Source organism: Marinoscillum pacificum, from assembly GCF_024714495.1.
Lineage (GTDB): Bacteria > Bacteroidota > Bacteroidia > Cytophagales > Cyclobacteriaceae > Marinoscillum > Marinoscillum pacificum.
Genome location: NZ_JAMZMJ010000012.1, coordinates 27,487 through 48,136, shown reverse-complemented (window position 1 = coordinate 48,136; position 20,650 = coordinate 27,487). Strand labels below are relative to the sequence as shown.

The 20,650-nt window shown below is 40.7% G+C and carries 12 protein-coding genes; 2 read left to right on the top strand and 10 right to left on the bottom strand.

The window, feature by feature from the left end; genetic code table 11:
• Complete coding sequence (locus tag NXS00_RS21040; protein ID WP_258101247.1) at window positions 1-888, bottom strand: LysR family transcriptional regulator; 888 nt, start codon at window positions 886-888, stop codon at window positions 1-3.
• Window positions 889-973: 85 nt separating this feature from the next.
• Here NXS00_RS21040 and hutH point away from each other — a divergent pair, with 85 nt between their 5' ends.
• Together hutH and hutU are read left to right on the top strand one after the other, a co-directional pair.
• On the top strand, window positions 974-2,527 hold the full coding sequence (gene hutH / locus NXS00_RS21035; protein ID WP_258101246.1) for a histidine ammonia-lyase: 1,554 nt from the start codon (window positions 974-976) through the stop codon (window positions 2,525-2,527).
• 23 nt (window positions 2,528-2,550) lie between these two features.
• Window positions 2,551-4,551, top strand: a complete 2,001-nt coding sequence (gene hutU / locus NXS00_RS21030; protein ID WP_258101245.1) for a urocanate hydratase — start codon at window positions 2,551-2,553, stop codon at window positions 4,549-4,551.
• Window positions 4,552-4,601: 50 nt separating this feature from the next.
• Here the strand turns inward: hutU and NXS00_RS21025 are convergent, their stop codons facing one another.
• From NXS00_RS21025 to NXS00_RS20985, 9 genes are all read right to left on the bottom strand, one after another.
• A complete protein-coding gene (locus NXS00_RS21025) occupies window positions 4,602-6,257 on the bottom strand; it encodes a T9SS type A sorting domain-containing protein (RefSeq protein ID WP_258101244.1) in 1,656 nt (551 codons plus the stop codon).
• Between the two features lie 190 nt (window positions 6,258-6,447).
• Window positions 6,448-7,125 carry an energy transducer TonB gene (locus NXS00_RS21020; protein ID WP_258101243.1) on the bottom strand — a complete coding sequence of 226 codons (678 nt, stop codon included), beginning with the start codon at window positions 7,123-7,125 and terminating at the stop codon, window positions 6,448-6,450.
• A gap of 50 nt (window positions 7,126-7,175) precedes the next feature.
• Complete coding sequence (locus NXS00_RS21015) at window positions 7,176-7,502, bottom strand: VanZ family protein (protein ID WP_373418676.1); 327 nt, start codon at window positions 7,500-7,502, stop codon at window positions 7,176-7,178.
• Between the two features lie 49 nt (window positions 7,503-7,551).
• The gene (gene gcvH, locus NXS00_RS21010) at window positions 7,552-7,923 is read right to left on the bottom strand and encodes a glycine cleavage system protein GcvH (RefSeq protein ID WP_258101242.1); all 372 of its coding nucleotides are present in this window, start codon (window positions 7,921-7,923) and stop codon (window positions 7,552-7,554) included.
• Between the two features lie 87 nt (window positions 7,924-8,010).
• Window positions 8,011-15,228, bottom strand: coding sequence for a T9SS outer membrane translocon Sov/SprA (sov, locus tag NXS00_RS21005; protein WP_258101241.1), 7,218 nt, complete (start codon window positions 15,226-15,228; stop codon window positions 8,011-8,013).
• 13 nt (window positions 15,229-15,241) lie between these two features.
• A complete protein-coding gene (gene ruvA / locus NXS00_RS21000) occupies window positions 15,242-15,835 on the bottom strand; it encodes a Holliday junction branch migration protein RuvA (protein WP_258101240.1) in 594 nt (197 codons plus the stop codon).
• The gene (locus NXS00_RS20995; protein ID WP_258101239.1) at window positions 15,832-18,129 is read right to left on the bottom strand and encodes an NADP-dependent malic enzyme; all 2,298 of its coding nucleotides are present in this window, start codon (window positions 18,127-18,129) and stop codon (window positions 15,832-15,834) included. The genes ruvA and NXS00_RS20995 overlap by 4 nt, the downstream gene beginning before the upstream one ends.
• A 28-nt stretch (window positions 18,130-18,157) precedes the next feature.
• Window positions 18,158-19,240, bottom strand: a complete 1,083-nt coding sequence (locus NXS00_RS20990; protein WP_258101238.1) for a DUF4837 family protein — start codon at window positions 19,238-19,240, stop codon at window positions 18,158-18,160.
• 60 nt (window positions 19,241-19,300) lie between these two features.
• Complete coding sequence (locus NXS00_RS20985) at window positions 19,301-20,650, bottom strand: lytic transglycosylase domain-containing protein (RefSeq protein WP_258101237.1); 1,350 nt, start codon at window positions 20,648-20,650, stop codon at window positions 19,301-19,303.

Here is a 20,650-nt window from a genome sequence, read left to right as displayed (position 1 = left end):
TCAAGTATCGAACAAAAATTCCAACGCTTTTGAAAGCGAAGAATTACGATTGGATTTCTTCCAAACTGCTGCCAGTTGAGTTCGTTGAGGTATTTTGGTCAATGCAATTGCTTTGATTTTCAATTCATATCCATCCACTAGGGAAGTAGGAACAATTGCTATCCCCAATCCATTTTCAACCAGTTTGAAGATGGTAAATGCATGGATGGACTTGTGAGAAACTGTTGGTTCAAAATCTTGATCCCGACAAATACTCACCACTTTATCATAATACTCTGAGCTATACTCACTCGAGAACAAGATGAATTTCTCGTCTTTTAGCTGTCCGATATTTTCAAACTCCTTGGCTGACATCTCATGATTCTGAGGAAGAACAATTGAAAATGAGTCTTCATGAACTACTTTAGATTCCAATCCCAATGGAATGGATGTTACACGTACAAACCCCAAATCCAATCGACCATTTTGCAACATGGAAAGCTGTACATGATTAGCCAACTCATCGAGTGAGGTATGAATATTAGGATATTGTTTATTGATCCTGGAAATTAATTTAGGCAATACGTGATGAATAGCTGAGCCAACAAATCCAATTCTAATCTCTCCAAAATCACCTTGATGAATAAGTGCTGTTTGCTTTTTCGCCAGATCCAACTGATTCAATATCCGATCTACCTCCTCTTTCAAATACACTCCTGCAGTGGTCAATTTCACCGATCTTTTCGTACGAGCAAACAACTGAGCGTCTAGAATTTCTTCAAGCTGTTTGATTTGTCTACTTAAGCCTGGCTGAGCAATAAACAATCTTTCTGATGCCTTTCTAAAGTTCAATTCTTCAGCCAAAACCTGAAAATAACGGAGATGTCTTAGCTCTATCTGATAACTCATAGTTATTACATAATGACTAAAATGGTATTTAGAGATATTAAAAGTATCTCATAATTTTGAAAGTGGACAATTACCCAATCGATATATGTCAAAGATCTTTGAATACGGCTCCCAAAAACTGACTGCAGGAATTGCTCTTTCTATTGCAAGAGGTGAAGTAAAAGGAATTTTAACGGACGAAGTAAGAAGTAAAGTTCTGAAGAGCTATCAGGACGTTGCTCAGATTGCTTCAGGAGAACGCGCTGTTTATGGTATCAATACTGGGTTTGGTCCTTTATGCACCACCCGTGTTTCCGCACAGGATTTAGTTCAATTACAAACCAACATCCTGATGAGTCATGCAGTTGGAGTTGGAGAATTGTTGACCAATGAACAGGTCAAACTCATGATGGTATTGAAGCTTCAAGCATTAGCTCAAGGGTTCTCAGGCATTGCTCTCCACACTCTGGAACGAATGATATGGATGTTGGAGCAAGATGTCACTCCAATAGTTCCGGCTCAAGGATCTGTAGGAGCGTCTGGAGATTTGGCTCCACTATCTCACGTATTCTTACCGCTTATCGGAATGGGTATGGTAGACTACAATGGCAAAACTCAGGAAGCTGGCAAAGTCTTGGCTTCTTTAGGTGTAGAACCAATTCAATTGTCTCCAAAGGAAGGTCTTGCACTCATTAATGGAACTCAATTCATCGCTGCGCATGCTGTGCAAATGGTAGAGCAGCTTCACAATGTATTGACATGTGCTGACATTACCGGAGCAATGATGATTGAAGGTCTGAAAGGATCTGTCAAGCCATTTAGCCCTGAACTGCACCAATTAAGACCATATCCGGGAAATCAATATGTGGCCGAACGTATTCGAACCCTACTTCACGAATCTGAGGTTGTTCACTCACACATAGGCTGCGCTCGCGTTCAGGATCCATATAGCTTAAGATGTATGCCGCAAGTGCATGGAGCTAGCCGCACCAGCTGGAAGCACCTTCGTGATATGTTAGAGATTGAACTCAATTCTGTAACTGACAATCCAGTAGTTTTAGATCGTGAAAACACTATCAGTGGTGGAAACTTCCATGGTCAACCAATGGCTTTACCAATTGATTATGCTTGTATTGCTGCATCTGAAATTGGCAATATCTCAGATAGGAGAATTTATCTATCTCTTGAAGGAGACACTCCTGGTGTTCCAAAACTGCTGATGAAAGAAACGGGGACAAATTCTGGGTTTATGATTGTTCAATATACCACTGCCGCATTAGCAAGTGAAAATAAAGGACTTTGTTTCCCGGCAAGCGCTGACAGCATTCCCACTTCATTGGGTCAGGAAGATCATGTAAGTATGGGTTCAATTGGTGGACGAAAAGCACTTAAGGTAATTAGTAATACAGAGCAAATCCTTGGAATTGAATTGATGTGTGCCGCTCAGGCAATGGATTATCACCGACCATTGAAATCCGGTGAGAAAATGGAAGAAATCCACGCCCTGGTTCGTGAATCGGTTCCTCACATAGAAAAAGATCAGATCATGACTGGCTTTATGGATTCAACAAAAGAGTTGGTCCACTCAGGAAAACTAACTGAGGCAATGAAAGAGCTTTCTAAGGCAAGTGAATATTACAACGACTTTGATCAATATTAATGCAACCGATAAATAGATCTCAAATGGAATTTCAGGAACAACTAAAACAAGGTATTCCAGCGGAACTACCTCAACCGAAGACTCCTAACCCTGAGGTAAGTCATGCACCAAAAAGAAAGGATATTTTATCGGATGATGAAAAGATACTAGCTGTCCGAAATGCATTGCGCTATTTCCCTCGTGAATGGCATATTTTACTAGCTGGTGAATTCCTGGAAGAACTGAATACTTATGGCAGAATCTACATGTATCGATTCATGCCCGAATATGAGATGTTCGCAAGACCTATTTCAGAATACCCGGCTAAATGTCAACAGGCCGCAGCCATCATGCTGATGATCCAAAACAACTTGGATCCCAGAGTGGCGCAACACCCGGAAGAGTTAATCACGTATGGAGGAAACGGTGCTGTATTCCAGAACTGGGCACAGTACTTACTAACCATGAAGTACTTATCTCAAATGGATGAAAACCAGTCGTTGCACATGTACTCTGGTCATCCCATGGGATTATTTCCTTCATCTCCCAATGCTCCTAGAGTAGTCATTACCAATGGCATGATGATTCCGAATTACTCCAAACCAGATCATTGGGAAAAATTCAATGCACTTGGGGTAACACAATATGGTCAAATGACGGCCGGCTCTTACATGTACATTGGGCCACAAGGCATTGTTCATGGAACGACGATCACCTTGATGAATGCATTTAGAAAAAAACTAGGAAATAGTGCTTCTCCTGCTGGTCATATTTTCTTGACTGCCGGACTAGGTGGTATGAGCGGAGCACAACCCAAAGCCGGGAACATAGTTGGATGTATCACAATTTGTGCAGAAGTGAACCCTTTGGCTGCCCACAAAAGACATGAACAAGGCTGGGTAGATGTTCTGATTGAGGATATTGATGAGTTAGTATCTACCGTTAAAAATTTCCAACACGAAAAGAAAACAGTATCCATTGCCTATGTAGGTAACGTGGTGGAAGTATGGGAAAAGTTTCTATCTGAAAACGTGGAGATTACAGTAGGTTCTGATCAAACATCACTTCACAACCCATGGTCTGGAGGCTACTATCCGGTTGACCTGTCATTTGAAGAAGCGAAAGAAATGATGGCTAACAATCCAGAGGCTTTCAAGTCACACGTTCAGGAATCCTTAAGGCGTCATGTAGCTGCAGTAAATGCACACCATGAAAGAGGCACGTACTTCTTTGATTATGGCAACGCTTTTTTATTAGAGGCTTCCAGAGCCGGAGCCGATATTTTAGCAGACAATCAAAAAGACTTCAAGTATCCTTCCTACGTACAAGACATATTAGGTCCTATGTGTTTTGACTTGGGATTTGGACCATTCAGATGGGTATGCACATCTGGCAATCCTGAAGACCTTAAAACTACCGACCAACTTTCAGCGAAAGTTCTAAAAGAGATCGCAGCAGAATCTCCAGAGCAAATCCAACAGCAGATGCAAGACAACATCCAGTGGATAGAAGAAGCAGAATCAAATCAATTGGTTGTTGGCTCACAGGCTCGTATTCTATATTCTGATGCAGAAGGAAGAATGAAACTTGCTCTTGCCTTTAACAAAGCCATTAGAGATGGAGAAATCTCCGCACCAGTAGTGCTAGGAAGAGACCACCATGATGTTAGTGGGACTGATTCCCCATATCGGGAGACTTCCAATATCTATGATGGCTCTCAGTTCACCGCTGACATGGCCATTCACAATGTAATTGGTGACGGGTTCCGAGGCGCAACCTGGGTGAGCATTCACAATGGTGGCGGAGTAGGCTGGGGTGAAGTGATCAATGGAGGCTTCGGTATGCTGCTAGATGGATCCAAAGAAGCAGATGAAAACATTAAAAACATGCTGTTCTTTGATGTTAACAATGGCATAGCCAGAAGAGGCTGGGCTAGAAATGAAGAAGCCCTTTTCGCTATTAAAAGAGAAATGGAGAGAACTCCAGGACTTAAAGTTACTCTACCGAATCTAGTAGATGATCAAATCTTATCAAGCCTAAACTAAGTATTTGGAGGCTGTCTTAAAAGGATCTTTTAAGTCAGCCTCCATTATTTTTACTTAACTACTACTTTTCTGGAAGTGATTTGGTCTTCAGCTTCATAAGTCACGATGTAAAGACCTGAAGTCGGCACCCTAACATCCATATCCTTTTGAGTAACATTCACTCTAGAAATAACTCTTCCCTGAATATCAACAATTTGCAAAACGCCATTCGAGTCGGTCAACTCCACAGAAACCTCTCCTGGTACTTTAGAATAAACTATCATTTCAGAAATAGCAGACACTTCTAGAGGACCACTATTATTGATAAATACATCATCTTCTATTTCTAGAACCAACTCAGATTGCTCATTGTAAATGGATACATTGACAAGGTAATCACCCGATACACGCGCAGTGACCTCATCCAGAACGATGGATTCCACATATCCCATTGGATCAAAGTCCAGTTGCTCCTCATAAATGGTTTGATCACCATTGAGAGTAATAACTACCTTAGGATTTAATTCACTACTAAAAACATTGACTTCAAAATCCAATGCTTGATCTTCATCGTTCCAATAAAAATTAGCCCCTGCCAATTCATTTATTCCTTTAATATCTGTCATACTCGTAGTGGCAGCGTAGGTCTCTTTCCACGATTTGGAACTACCTGAAGCTAAAGTCGCATCCTGAAAAAATTCCATTGATGCACCAGCCCATAATTCTATGTAATTATCCGCACCACCGTTACTAAAATCAAACAGATCATTATCTACGTTTCCCCTTCCCCAGGTCCAAAGTTTAAGGCCAGGTGTTTCTTCATTGGGAGAAATTCGCATAATGCCTTCTTGATTTTCCTGATTGATGACTCCCCAATAGTTATCTAATATCTCATCTGCATAGGCAATACCCATATCGGACCATTCATCCAATACATCAATGTCTGAGAAGCTATTGGAGCTGCCCCAGTTACCTATCCAACTATTGGGACTCCATCCTGCTCTATATTCTTCTACTGGAGCTACAATCTTGGATTCTAAAGGACTAGCTGTTTTACCAATTTCTGACCCTGGAGTTAACGTTGTACAAGTCCAATACTCATACTTCTGTGAAAAGGAGTTATTGTTTATGAGATTGACATCAAAATCCCATGCAGAACTGTTCTTATAAACTGAGATGGTTACCTCACACGTGATATTTGTGACACCATTATCGAAATTACCAGGAGCTCCAGAAAAATCAATCGTGTCCTTTTGTGCCATCTTTATAGAAATGACATCATCTGTTTCTTGAGTCAATTCAAATGTCCACGGTATCAACCATGCCTTACCATGCTCTGGTTCGGTAAACGTAGGAAAGATCCCTCCATAGACCATCAACCAATCATAATAGAAGTTACCGTCATTCATTCCATAAGGAGAGCCGCACTCAGCCTGATATAGATATTCATAGCCCGTTGGCTTGTAGACGTAGGAAAGGACTCTACCGCCATATTCTGGAATCAAAACAAGACGTATCAATTCATTCTCTATAACCTTTCCATTGAAAGCAACCTCTGTTATTTCATCATCATTGGTGGTATAACCTAACATGGCGTGATCTTCGCCTAGTACAAAATCATGATGCTGCCAGGAAATGAGTGTATCACGTAGTACTACCTGAGCGTGCGAAGACCAAAAAAATAAACATAGTACTGAGCATACTACAGTTCGTAGAGTTTTTATCATAGTGGGTTTTTTATCAGTTAATATGATCTAGCAAGGTATGCAGAGACCCAACTGTATGACAGAAAACCACCACATCAACACTACAGCATAGCTTGATAAATAACACTACATCACTACATCAGCTATAAAACAAAAGACCCTGACAAGCTATGCTTTGTCAGGGTCTTTCTATTAAGAATAAGATTATTTCTTAGTTGCTTAGCTTAAAGATGATTGGAAGAACCATACGTACTTTTACCGCTCTACCTCTTTGCTTACCAGGCTTGAACTTAGGTGCTTGACGAAGTACTCTTTCAGCTTCTTCATCACATCCTGCGCCAATACCTTTTACAGCTGTTACTTCAGTTACTGTACCGTCCTTGTCAACAACGAACTGAACATAAACTCTACCTTCTATACCCATTCTTCTTGCTTGAGAAGGGTAATCCATGTTGTCTCCAACATACTTGTAGAATGCTGCCATTCCTCCAGGGAATTCAGGCTGGTCTTCCACGATCGTGAATACCTCCTCAACTACCTCTTCTTCTGGAGCTTCTTCGAACACGATATCTTCAATTACCGTTTCTTCAGTAACCTCAACATCAAGTTCTACCTCAATCTCCTCCTCGATTTCCTCTTCATCTGGAACCTCTATGATTTCAGGAAGCTGAATTTTTGGTGGTGGGGGAGGCGGTTGCTCCGTTGGAGGAATCTCCATAATATCTTCAAAGTCATCTTGCACCTGACCTAAATCCAGAATACCTGATTCGTCGTAGGTTCTCCACTCAAATGCAACGATAACCGACAGTAAACTTACACAAAGACCGATGTTCATCAACATTCCGGACTTGCGCGTAAGATCTACTTTAGGGTTTTTCTTTGGCTCCATATAATTGTTTTTTGACCTTTACTACAAGAGTGATCTCAAATATATACTTATTACAACTCTTTTCCCACTCGGTTAAGTTCCTTTTTGACAAAAAATGCAAATAAAACACCGACTGTACTTCCTACCATATCAGCCATACCATCCAGCCAATCCGCATCTCTATGCGGAATGAAATACTGAATAATCTCGGTACTAATGGCAAAGAAGAGCGAAACGAGCAATGCCCATAGCACCTTTCGATTAAAGTACTGGGCAAATCCAAAATAGAACAGAAAACTCCATCCACCAAACAAACCAAAATGAGCTACTTTATCAGCATGCTCGAATTGAAACCAGGATTTACCCGGTGTATGCTTAGTGAACAAAAGAAAAAACATCTCTGCAGTCCATAAGACCAACAGAATGACGCTAATTCTACGTATCGTTTTACTGCCCAATTAATTCTTTGTAAGCTTCTGGAGAAAGAAGATCTCCTTTATCACTGATTTTTACTTTAATCATCCAACCATCACCATAAGGATCAGAATTTACCAACTCTGGACTACCTTCAAGTTCTGAGTTGAATTCTAAAACCTCACCTGCAATAGGCATGAACAAATCGGAAACTGTTTTAACCGCTTCTACTGTTCCAAATACGGCACCTTGCTCCAATTCTTCACCTTCAGTTTCTACCTCTACGTAAACAATATCACCTAGCTCACCTTGAGCAAAATCTGTGATACCAATGTACGCTTCATCACCTTCTACTCTAACCCACTCGTGATCTTCTGTGTAAAGTAAATTATCAGGAATATTCATAATTAGATTGTTTATCTGAATTTGTTCTATCTCAACTTCACAGTAAAAGTTGAGCTGCCAAAATTACGCAAAAGAATGAGTTTGAAACTATTGAGCTAGACTAAATCTTAACTGCGTTCCGAAAGCGGTGGTTGCTGTTTTGAAGGAACTTACTTTTGGCTCATTGACACTACGCTCGAAGTACATGGTAAGGTCAAGACTGTTGTTGAGTTTATAGGTCATGGATGGCCTAAACTGAAAATTGGTATTACCATTGGTGATTTTACTTTCGCCATCCACCTTGCGTTGGATAGTTTCAGAATCTCTCAAAGTCAAACTTACCCGCATGGTCACTGCATTGTCTAGCGAGATTGTCCTTCCCTTCACTTTAAATGGTAGCTTAAATTTATCTTTTGTCAACCCAACGTCCATCGTAAAATCATTACTTGCGGTTTCAGTTACTTGAGCGTTGGACATATTGAGAGAAAGATTTCGGTCTTTCTTGTATTCAAGTCTTGTTGTCAAGTTGTTTTTAGTCCGCACATTTATGCCTAAAAGCGGTGCAAATTGCTCCGAAAGTGTCACTTGCGAAATCACATAAACAGGAACTAACCTATTGGAGTCATTGGCCACGGTAGCCGTTGGGTAATCGATGATATTGTTATCGAGCGTGACTTCAAAAGCATTGTTCGGGTTATTGGTATACCTCTCTATATTGAAATTGTAATTATTCACATTGTATGCAGCACGATATCCATGTGAAACTGTAATGGATGAGAACACTTCGGCAAGGGCAGGAATTTTAGACAATCCATTATAATCAACACGCCAGCCTGGCAATGGAATTTTAGGGAATGGTGAAAGATTAACCTCTGCACTCGACTGGCCTGTATAAGCCGCAATGAAGGCTGGAATTAATACGTCCTGAGAAAGTGTATCGTAGAATCCCTCAGCAGTATTGACCGTGGCATTTTGTCTCCTTTGAATCACATCAATGTAGGATGCAAAGTCATCAAAAGCCTCCGAACTATTATTATTCCCTTTCTTATCAAACGCCGTTTTAATAGCGATAAAACTCATGTTATAGCTTCCGCTTCTTGATGGGGTTAATGAATTGAAACCAGGGTTAGCTGCCGTAGTATCAAATCGGAATAGCGTCTGGAAAGTAGCATTGTTGGTTCTTTGCGCATCCAACTGAATTTTAAAATCAGATAGAGGTTCAATGTTCGCTCGGACAGAAAGATCATTAGTGTAGCTCTGTACGAATGGTGTTGTTAAGCTCTGGCTTCGTGTGATCCAACCATTGGCAGCAGCCCGATTTCTAATGTCTGGATCCTGCTCTCCTAGTATGAATCCCCAGCCCGGAGCACTCCAGCTACTATCCATACCTAGTAAGAATGGTGTTTGAGTAAATCCGGCAAGGGAAGTTGTTTCTCGAATATTATAAGTCACATTAATACTTCGAAGGGACATCATCATTCGCAAAAATGTCTTTCCTAAGTTTGGCCCTTGCTTTTCTTCATCATCTTTGGAACGTTTGCGTGTTGGTTGATTGATGTTCTTTAAGAAGGTTACCTTATTGTAAAGCTTCACCATATCCACTTTTCCAGTCAAGCCACGATCTCGTCTGTTATCAATGGTATGCCCAAAGAAATCTCCTGAATCATCGTTTTGCCCAAGTGATCCTGCTAACCAATTGTATCCAACAGAATAACGAATATCCCCACTTAACCAGTCTGTCAATGGCAGTTTATCGAATGGCAGTTTATAAGTTGCAGAAATGTCCTGAGTGAAGTTTTTCATCCTACCAAGATCCTTTATCTGTCCCCATATATACTGCATTTCTTCCTGAGTGTCCAGATCTCCCTCTATTGGGTTGTCAGATGTTGGCCCATTCTCGTCTTCTATCTCATCAATAACCGCATTAGCTCTAGCTGAATAGTCGATACTCAGTGACTTGAAGATATTCCACTTAAAGGCGTAGTTACGATTGAAAGTGAATAAGCGCTCATAGAACTCGTCTCCTGCAACCAAATTCTCTTCATAATATCTTGTCATTCGGAAATTCCTTGCCAGATCAGCTCGTATTGCGATGCTACTTGGCGATAGGGAGAGGTTCGCGTCTTTAATCATTTTCAAATAAGGACTTTTGAATCCTTCAGACTTGGCAAACGGTTCAATGATTACAGGATTTGGAGAATAATTGTAAGCTACTCCTCCACTGACACTTTTTTGAAGGTAGGTTTCTGTATTCACGTTACTCGTGGTAATATCTGAGTACGCGTAGGATAAAGAGAGATTCTCTACATCAAAGAAATGGTCATTTGCTTCAGGATTGGTTTTCTCTTTATGAACATTGGTAAAGTTGATACTTCTTCGCTCTGATCGATCTTCAACAATTCGTCGATAAGCTTCGCGCTCCTCTGGTGAATCAATCGCTTCAAGTGACGCTTCTAATGGCACATCCGGATCCAATGGATCGTATTGAGGAATACTTCGACTTTTTTCCATACTCACCAACATCGGCACTTTCAATCCCGTCTTTTCTGGGAACAAGAACTTGTCGATGTTCACATTGGCAGTTACGTCATATCGAGTAGTCTCTTCTCTGGTTCTTTGCTGAATAGTTTGCTGTATGCCTCCAAAACCAATCGATGTATAGCTTGTTGATGCTGAAACTGTGGCCACATCAGCAAGTTTGGCACTCATCCTTGCCTTTCCTGCCCAACCTCTTTTCTTATCAAAATCTGTTACTCGAAGTTCGTTCGCCCATATACAAACTGACTTTGGTGCTCCATCATCACTTGCTGGGTTTCTAACCCCTATCATCAATGTCTGTATAGAGCTCATATCCGGATTTCCTTTGATGCTTAATTTGTAACGTCCATCATTGGAAGGCGTGGAGTAAACAGTAGTCTCACTAAATCCTCCTCTATTCCGTTCCGACTTTATACCTAAAAGCTCATCAATTGAAAGGTCAATTTCATTCAGTTCTGGCCAGATTTCCTCTGCAGTATTTGCCGTTTGTGGAGTGACTTTAAGCGGAACTTCTATTTCGTAGTACTGATCATTTCCTTGTGTACCGATTCTCAAGAAAGCAGTCATCTCATCATCCTGCAAGGTCTTTCCCTGATATTCTTCAGCGTGGAAGAACATCTGAATTCTTCCGTAATTGATCAAGTCAATGGTAGTGTTTTTGAAAACCGCGCGAGCATCCTTGTCAGCCAAATCATCTACACAAACCTGGAGCGATTGCTCATTTTGCTGACGATTAATGATGGTGGTATTGTCTCTATCTCTGTTAATCCCCGGAGGAACTACGTAAGGAATTTTATCTGCTCCACCACTGTTTTCTTCGATGTTAACTACAGCTACGGTGAAATCTGAATAAGAAGTTTCCGGCACTTCGTTAAGGCCTATTTCATTCAAAGGAGTCTCATCATATTTCCTCCACTGAGAACCAACCAACTGCAGTTTTGACATTCTCAATACAACTGGCTGTCTCCATCCAGTCAAATACATTCTCAATGATCGAACCGTATTGATATCCATTCCGCCATTGACAGGAGATCCTGCTGTTTTGATAGGAATTCTGAAAAGGTACCAGTAGTCCTCGGTGTTAACACTTTGGATTTTGTCTACGATGTAATTACTACCTACATCTAACTGATCCTTTTTCAGGTCGATTTTATACTCGTTATAGCTTTCTGTGGTAACAAAATTTCCATCAATATTGGAATCTTCATTATCTGGAAGGATGGTATAGGACTGCACATTGTTGCCACTTTGCGTCGGGCTGTTACCATCCAATCCATTGAATTCTTTGTATCTCTCTAGAATTTTTGCGTCCCTCGTATCATAGTCTGTATCCAGGAAGTATTTAAAGTTATCTCCAGAAGGGTCATTCAGAATAGCATTTCGTGAATCTTGGGAAAGTGCACCATTAGAGTTTAGAGCACTGAAGTAATCATTGAAGAATGTCTGCTCATCCTCGTCCTTCAAGCCATCAAATCCCACATCTTGATTGTCTCGGCCTGTTTGTTCGAAGTTATTTGTAAGGAATGGTTCATCTGGAACCCGTCCCCAATCATTAGTAACTGTTTTATTTATATCCCCATCGGACGGATATCCACTTTCAAAAGCCTTTCGCCCATCATTGTTAAAATCTTCTGAGATATCTCCCAGGTTGAAAATTAATTGTCCTCCAGTAGTATTTTCTGTGTTGTACAATCCATCCAAAACTCGACCATTTCCATCATCAATGAACGGATCCAACAACCAAAATTCAAGGTATTCTACGTTATTGGTAACGAAGTTGGTCTCTGTAGAAATGTTTCTATATATAGCTCCATAGTTTCTTTCTGGAGAATTCATTACAGGATAAACTTCACCATCTGCATTAGCAAATTCTGTCAGGTCAGGATTGTAGTTATACTGCCCTCTTTCACTTGGGAAATACGCTACGTCAAATATGGTTTCGGGAACGATGTAAACATTTCGATCTCGCTGACGATATATTTCTTGTGGTAATACTGGTCTTACATAGTGGTTATCAAGATCTTCTTCCGAAATATTATCAGGACGTCTTTGACCAGCCTGATAAAATACAGATGGATCAATCGAATACCATGCAATCTTTGCTTTTCGATAGTTAAACCCAAGTGGGTTATCACTAGTAGATAAATCAAATCGGTTATTCTCCGTATATGGAGTAGTTCCCAATTTCCAACCTGTCGCTCCACTCAAGTTGATTGGTGTCGCAGCGCTTTCAAAGTCATCAATGTAAGATGTTCCCTTTCCATCTACAAGATTGGAAGTACCCGGAACAATCTGTGCAAACTCGGCATTGAAAGAAATACTCGATGGTGCTTTGGTACTTACCAATGGAAGGAAATCCATGGCCTTAGTTAGGAAAGGAACCTCATCCTGAAAGTTCACATCAAATCCGTATTTGGTATTCTTTGTTGGCTCATCGCCAATGGTGTACCTCGACACACCTCCAGGCCGTTCATTTAAGTGAAGAATGGTAGCTCCAATATTGAAATTTTCATTGATCACATAATCGGCACGAGCACCGTACAGCCATCTCGATTGGAAATTGAACAGATCTGCTTTTTCATAGGAAATACTAATATCCTTTCCCGATTTCAACCATTCCTCATTGGTGATTGTAACAGTTCCTAAATTATAATCTACACGATAATCTAAACCTTCTGTGAGCAACGTTCCACCTGCGGTGACAACTACTGAATTCTCAGCGATATTAATACCTGGCAAACTGATTGAGCTGGATGCTCCTGATGAACGGTACTTACCTACAAGGAAGAATTTATTCAACGAGGCCAACTGCTCAGCTTCGACCTGTGTTTTCGTATACAGCTCTTCGAATACATACTTTTCTTTCAGGGTATTTTCAGAATCAGTGAACTGATCATCAAGTGTAGATCCAAATGGCTCCAAAACTGGAAAAATCACATTTCCTCTATCTATATCTACTGTTACTCCATCAATAAAGTCGAAGTTTCCGTCTTTGGAGCGGTCATTGTTTTGGTTGAGTTGATCAAGTCCGAGTAACTCAATCAATGGAATGTCCTTCGTATTTCTACCTTCATGAAGTGACGGATTATCTATACCAGTAGCATCATCGCGATATTGAATTCTCAATTGGAATCCGTCCTTGGTTACCGCTCTTCCATTCGTGATTGGATAAATGTTTTTCATCATCAAATCCCACGTTGGCACTTCCACATTCACTCTTGAAGGCTTCAACATTTTGAAAACAATTACCTGATCATCGCTGAGCCCAGAGTAGTCATCTGTCAATTCACCCACCTGATACACTCGACCGTTATAGGTATATTCATAAGATACCGACAGCACTTCATTATTAGCTAATGGACGGAGAAGAGTGATATAACCCAACTCTGAATTCAATTCATATTCATTATCGTCTAATTTTCTCGCCGGACTAATTCTTTCAAAATCTACTGTATTTGTAAAATCGAATTGATTTTCCAAAATCTTAGAAACATCATTACTATTTCGAAATCCTCCGGTATTCAATACATCACTATACAAATTATTAGCAGTGTTTTGTGTTGGATTTCCAGCCTGCTGACCGCTTGCAGCGTTTACACGGTCAGAGTAAATATGAGAGTTATCACCCTCACCTAAGTCCATCAAAGCAAGAACCTCTCGAGTAGATTTGGTGTCGTTACTTCTATTTGAGACATACACTTCAATTCGTGTGATGTTAACACCTGATACAATCTGTGGTAAGTTTCTATGCCAGTACTCGTAGTTGTCTCTAAAGAAATGCCCTAAGAAGAAGTGTCTGTTGTCGTCATAATCAGAAGCCCTTACTGAAAATTCACTCTGCTGTGCTCCTCCTCCATCTCCTGGAATAGTCAACACATCACTTTTACCTTGCTGACGAGACACTACTCCAGTTAAGAATAACTTTCCAAACTGCAATTGCGTCTTCACTCCGAACAGTGATTGTGCTCCTGTCATCAAACTATTGGTTACAGGCATGCTCACATTACCAATCTCTATTTTCTTAACAATATCTTCCTCGTATCCCGTATACTCTACCTTCAGGTTGTTTTGAAAGTCGAAAGTATTGTTGTTATCAAAGTTGGCAGTAACCTGGAGTTTCTCCCCAATCTTTCCTACCAGGTTTAGAGAGATTTGTTGATTGAAGTTAAAACCACCGTTCCGTTGCTGACGTCTCGGGATAGAAGGATTATCTACACGCTGGAATCGACCTCCAAAATCGAGGTTCACAAACCCATTTGGCTGAATGTCTACATAACTACCTCCAAACAACCTATCAAACACAGGACTTATATACAGACGAGGAATCAAGCTTCTACCACTTACAGCACTTTCACCATCTAGTCCCGCAGACTTTTGTTTGAAGTAATCTTTTTGAATCTGCTGATCATTGTATCGATCATACTCTTCAAAACTCATGGTAGTCACTGGTCGGAAATTCACATCGCCTATTCGCTCATATACAGAGTAGTTGATCGATGAATCATATTCCACTTCCAGATCTATAGATGATGGATCCGCTAGCTGTAGCGGAGTTGGGCTCATACGATTTGAGAAAGGATCTCCGAACCTATAGGACGGTTCATACGTAGACTTCTTACTAGGAGCGTAAGGAGGAATAGTATCCGTCTTCACAGTGTCCTGCGGAATTTGCTCTTGCTGAAACACTAGTGTAGCAGCAAACAGGCGTTTTTTTGCCTCTAGTTCTGTAGAACAGAAACACAAAAACACCACACTCACAAGCAGCTGTATGTACGACTTCCTCTCCAAGCAAAAAATTAAGTTAGGCCCTCTTCAGTGCTAATTTGATCAGCTCCTCAAGTTTAATTTGCTGCCCATGTTGTTTCAAAATAATGTCGATACTTTTTTCGGCAGCAGGTTTGGCAATTCCCAAAGTTGTCAGAGCGGATAACGCCTCACTTCTTAGAGTATTGTGAGAAGATGGGATTAATTCGCCTGCTTTTTCTAACAGACCTTCTTTTTTCATTTTATCCTTCAACTCCAATACAATTCGTTGAGCACCTTTCAAGCCAATCCCTTTCACTCCTTGAATGGTTTTGACATCATCGCTCAATATTGCCTGCTGCAATTCTTCAGGAGATAAAGAAGATAAAATCATCAAGCCAGTACTGGGCCCTACTCCTGAAATACTGATTAAGTCGAGGAATCTTCTCTTTTCAGATTCCTCGGCAAAACCATATAACGTATGCGCATCTTCCTTAATGTGAAGATGCGTGTATATTTTTCCAGCATCAAGATTTTTGATCGCTGAATAAGTAATCAAACTGATTTTAGCTTCGTATCCAATCCCGTTGATATCGACCACAACATAAGTTGGATCCTTTACAACGAGCTTGCCCTCTAAGTAATTAATCATGCTTTTTGACTCTTTTCTCGCTTTTCGTTTAACTGTGCATCTACCACAGCTATTGCTACCATGTTGAAGATATCACGAACCGTACTACCCACCTGCAATACATGGACAGATTTGTTCATTCCCATTAGGATTGGGCCGATTGCCTCAGCACTACCTAACTCCATCAACAACTTATAAGCAATATTACCTGAAGCAAGATCTGGAAAAATAAGCGTATTTGCTGGATTTTTCGCTAATTCACTAAAAGGATAATTTTCTTGAAGCAATTCTTTATTCAAAGCGGTATTGGCTTGGATGTCTCCATCGATCACTAAATCTGGCCATTTTTGCTTGGCAAGTTTCACCGCTTTAGCCGCTTTTTCAGGTACCTCACCTCTAGCAGAACCAAAGTTGGAGTAAGAAAGCATCGCTATTCTCGGCTCGGTATCAAAGAATCTAACCACACGAGAAGTCAAGCCAATTATATCTACCAGCTCCTCAGCGTTAGGATTTAAATTCACAGTCGTATCAGAGAAGAAGAAATTACCTTTCGAATTACTAATGATATACATTCCAGCAACTCGATTAACTCCTGGCTCTACTCCAATAATTTGAAGTGCTGGTAAAATTGTTTTTGGATAATCATTTGAAAGACCAGAAATGAATGCATCAGCTTCACCTTTCTCGACCATCATACAGCCAAAATGATTTCTACTTCTGGTCATTGACTTACGAGCACCTTTCAAAGTCATTCCTTTGCGCTGCCTTTTCTCGAAAAACGCAAGTGCAAACTCTTCAACTTTTTCTTCCTCCATGTAAGGATCAATGATTTGACAGTCATTCAGACCATCTAATTCATTGTCAGCAATGAGCTTTCGAATTTTCGCAACGTTTCCAAGCAAAATAGGAATAGCCACTCCTTCGTCATACGACATTTGAGCCGCTTTCAAGATGTTAACATCATCAGACTCAGCAAAAACAACGCGCTTAGGATGTCTTCTTGCTCTGGTGATGATTCTTGAAATCAATCGCTGATCGATTCCGATTCTTTCCTGAAGTTCTAACTCATACTTAGCCCAGTCTTTGATTTCGATTCGAGCTACTCCTGTCTCAATTGCTGCTTTAGCAACAGCTGGAGAAATCGCTGTAATCAATCGTGGATCCAATGGTTTTGGAATCAGATATTCCGGACCAAATTTGATATTATTCTGACCATAAGCCTTCAATACCATTTCTGGTACTGCTTCTTTGGCCAATTCGGCAATCGCTTTCACGGCAGCCAATTTCATTTCTTCGTTGATGGCTGTAGCACGTACATCCAGGGCTCCTCTAAAGATGTAAGGGAAACCTAAAACGTTATTCACCTGGTTAGGATGATCTGACCTACCTGTAGCCATGATGATGTCATCACGAGTCTTCATTGCCAAATCATAGGCAATCTCAGGATCTGGATTTGATAACGCGAAAACGATAGGATCTTTAGCCATCTTTTTCAAAGTGGCCGGCTTCAGAATATTTCCTATTGACAATCCCAGGAATACATCCGCACCAACTAATGCGTCTTCCAAAGTATCTAACTCTTCGCGATGTGTAGCATAACGAGCCTTTGTTTCATCCAGATTCGTTCTGGATTTCTTCACGACTCCCTTACTGTCAGTCATGACAACATTTTCAGCCTTGGCACCTAGAGATACATACAAATCCGTACATGCGATTGCAGCAGCACCAGCACCACTTACAACGATCGTGATTTCATCAATTTTTTTACCATTGATTTCTAGTGCATTGATCAATGCTGCAGATGAAATGATCGCAGTACCATGCTGATCATCGTGCATTACCGGGATATTCATTTTATCCCTAAGCTCCTGTTCTATCTTGAAACTCTCTGGCGCTTTGATATCCTCCAAGTTGATACCACCGAATGTTGGCTCCAGACTTTTAACGATCTCTATGAATTTATCTGGATCTGTTTCATTGATTTCAATATCAAATACATCTATACCAGCGAATTTCTTGAAAAGAACGCCTTTTCCTTCCATCACGGGCTTAGATGCTTCCGGCCCAATATTTCCAAGTCCCAATACCGCAGTACCATTGGAAATTACTCCTACAAGGTTTCCTTTCGCAGTATATCGGTATACTTTCTCTTTATCTTCAGCAATTTCTTTACATGGTTCTGCCACTCCTGGAGAATAGGCAAGTGCAAGGTCGTGCTGGCTGCTAAGTGGTTTGGTTGGGGTAACTTCTATCTTCCCTGCTGGCTTAACTTCATGGAAGTCTAAGGCCTCTTTCTTTCTAATTTTAGCGCCCATTATAGGTTTAGGTTAGTTCTTGTTTGGGTTATGAAGGGTTAGCCTCTGTTGGCTTTTCCAGCTCAAAAGTAGAAAGTATTGCCTCCACTTCTCTTATCAAATGCTTCTTTTTGGTCGCTGGGGAGTAAACATACCCTTCGATATAATAGATTTTTTGAGTCTCTTCATTGACAAATGTGTAACTCACATAAGGTCCTCCCCCAGAACTATCACTCACTTTCCATAATCCACGAGATTCTACAGCGAACATTCCTTTGAAGGAAACCCGGTTAGTCAGGACAGGAACCTGAGGCTGTCTTTTGATGAAAATCTCGGGTTTTTCACCATCTCTTAGGTAATTGGATGTGATAGAATCTCTATAAACATCCACTTTGTTGAATACTGAACGATCGTTATAAGTCCCTTCATGAACGAACACATTCCATTCCGATTGTGAGTTTAATTTGCGGATCCAAAGGAAATCTGGTTCATTTTTCGCTATATCATACCCAAATGGCACTTCAATACTATAGTCATGAGTTTCTTTGATCGCATCAACTGCTGCTTTTTCAGGCTTCGCTAAGATTTCGTCTCTAGTCCGTTCACGAACCGCTGAAGCAAAAAGACTCTTCAAAGAAGCTCTATTGTCTCCAATTTTCTGAGCAAGAGTTGCTTCATCTTGAGCAAACAGGTACAAAACGATTTGGCCTTTGGCCCATTCATCACGACGAACAGTATAGAACAGTGAACTATCGCGCTGAATCATTTTAAGAGAATTATCGGTAAAGTTCTCTCTGATACTCGCACTTTCTCCAGTTCTGGAATCCAAAGTCATTACGAAAATCATGTTTTTCGCATGACGGAATACATCATTTAATTTTCTTGGATTGACTTTATTGACAGAAAACTCATATTCGTCCTGTGGCAACAAGAGCATGTATTGCTGATAGGTTTCTTTCAACTCATCACCAATTTCACCAGCCCATTGAGCAGAATCTACAACTAGAATAATTTCATCATTTTCGCCTCGAGCGACAGGCATAAAGTCCTGTTTGATTTTTTCTCCTGTCTTGGTACCGCAGCTAAATAAGGTCAGGCCAAGCAGAAAAACTGCAGGAAGAATGGTTTTCATAGTAATTCGGGTTTTGATCTATTGTAAAGGTTAACAATGATGCTATTATAACCAACGAATTTACTTGGAAGATATGATAAGTTGTTGTCCTGGCTGGATGGTATTGCCTTTTAAGTTGTTCATTGACTTCAATTTCTCAATTGAAACGTCCGCCTTTTTGGCAATTTCCCATAAGGTATCCCCAGGCTGAACATAATGAACTTTCTGCCCGGCTTGAGGCACTACCGTATTGACATCTCTTGCAGAGGTGGTTGTATACAAGTCCTTAGTAGAGCTGTTGTAAGTAGGCATTACCCAAATATTGAGATTCTGTCCAACACGAATCATGTTTCCAGAAATATTGTTCCATGATCTAAGATCTGACACTCTCACATGGTACCGCTGAGCAATAGTACCCAACACATCACCACTTCTTACTCTGTAAACCTGACGTACACGGCCATACGTGCTTCCAGGAGTGTTTCTTGCTAAATAATCAAGGTGTTCTCTACCCACCTTACCGGCAGTATCATATAAAATACTTCTATTCTGAGCCACGAACGGCTTTAAGTCTGAAGGGATTTTTAATGCAAAATCTTTCGTTCCTTCCGGAATCGCACCTCTTTTAATATTTGGGTTCAAATCCAATAAGTCATCCAAACATACATTCAATTGATTAGCGAAAGTCTCCAGGTGAAAATATTGACTTACCATCACCGTGTCATATGCTGGCAGCAAATGACTACTTTCAGGGAACAAGTTATGCTCAGCAGCATAGTTCATCGTGTATAGAACCGCAACATACTGAGGCACATATGACCTGGTTTCTCTTGGCAGATAATTATAAATCTGCCAGAATTCTTTTTGATAACCACTTCTTCTGATGGCCTTACGTACGTTTCCCGGACCGCAATTGTAAGCCGCCAAAGCAAGCTCCCAGTCATCAAACATGCTGTACAAATCTCTTAGGTGTCTGGCAGCAGCATCACTCGACGCATACGGATCCATTCGATCATCCAGGTACCAGTCATTGTGCAAACCGTACATTCTTCCCGTTGCCGACATGAACTGCCATAATCCAACAGCATTAGCTCTGGAGATGGCATTTGGTCTTAAGCCTGACTCTACAATGGATAAATATTTTAATTCTTCAGGGAGTCCATAGCGCTCCAGCGCCTCCTCAAAAATTGGGAAAAACAGATCCACTTTACTCAATACATCTCGAGTATACGGCCTGTCTCTAATAGTGAAATAATCAATAAACCCTTTGACTTTTTCATTGAAGTGCAGCGGCACCTCATTTTCGATACATGATAGTCGATCTTCAATCTCATCGTACGAAGCATCAGGAATTGGGTCATACTTAAAATAACTCTGACCTGATGCTACAAAACTCACACATACAAGCAATCCTACGATATATCGTCTCAT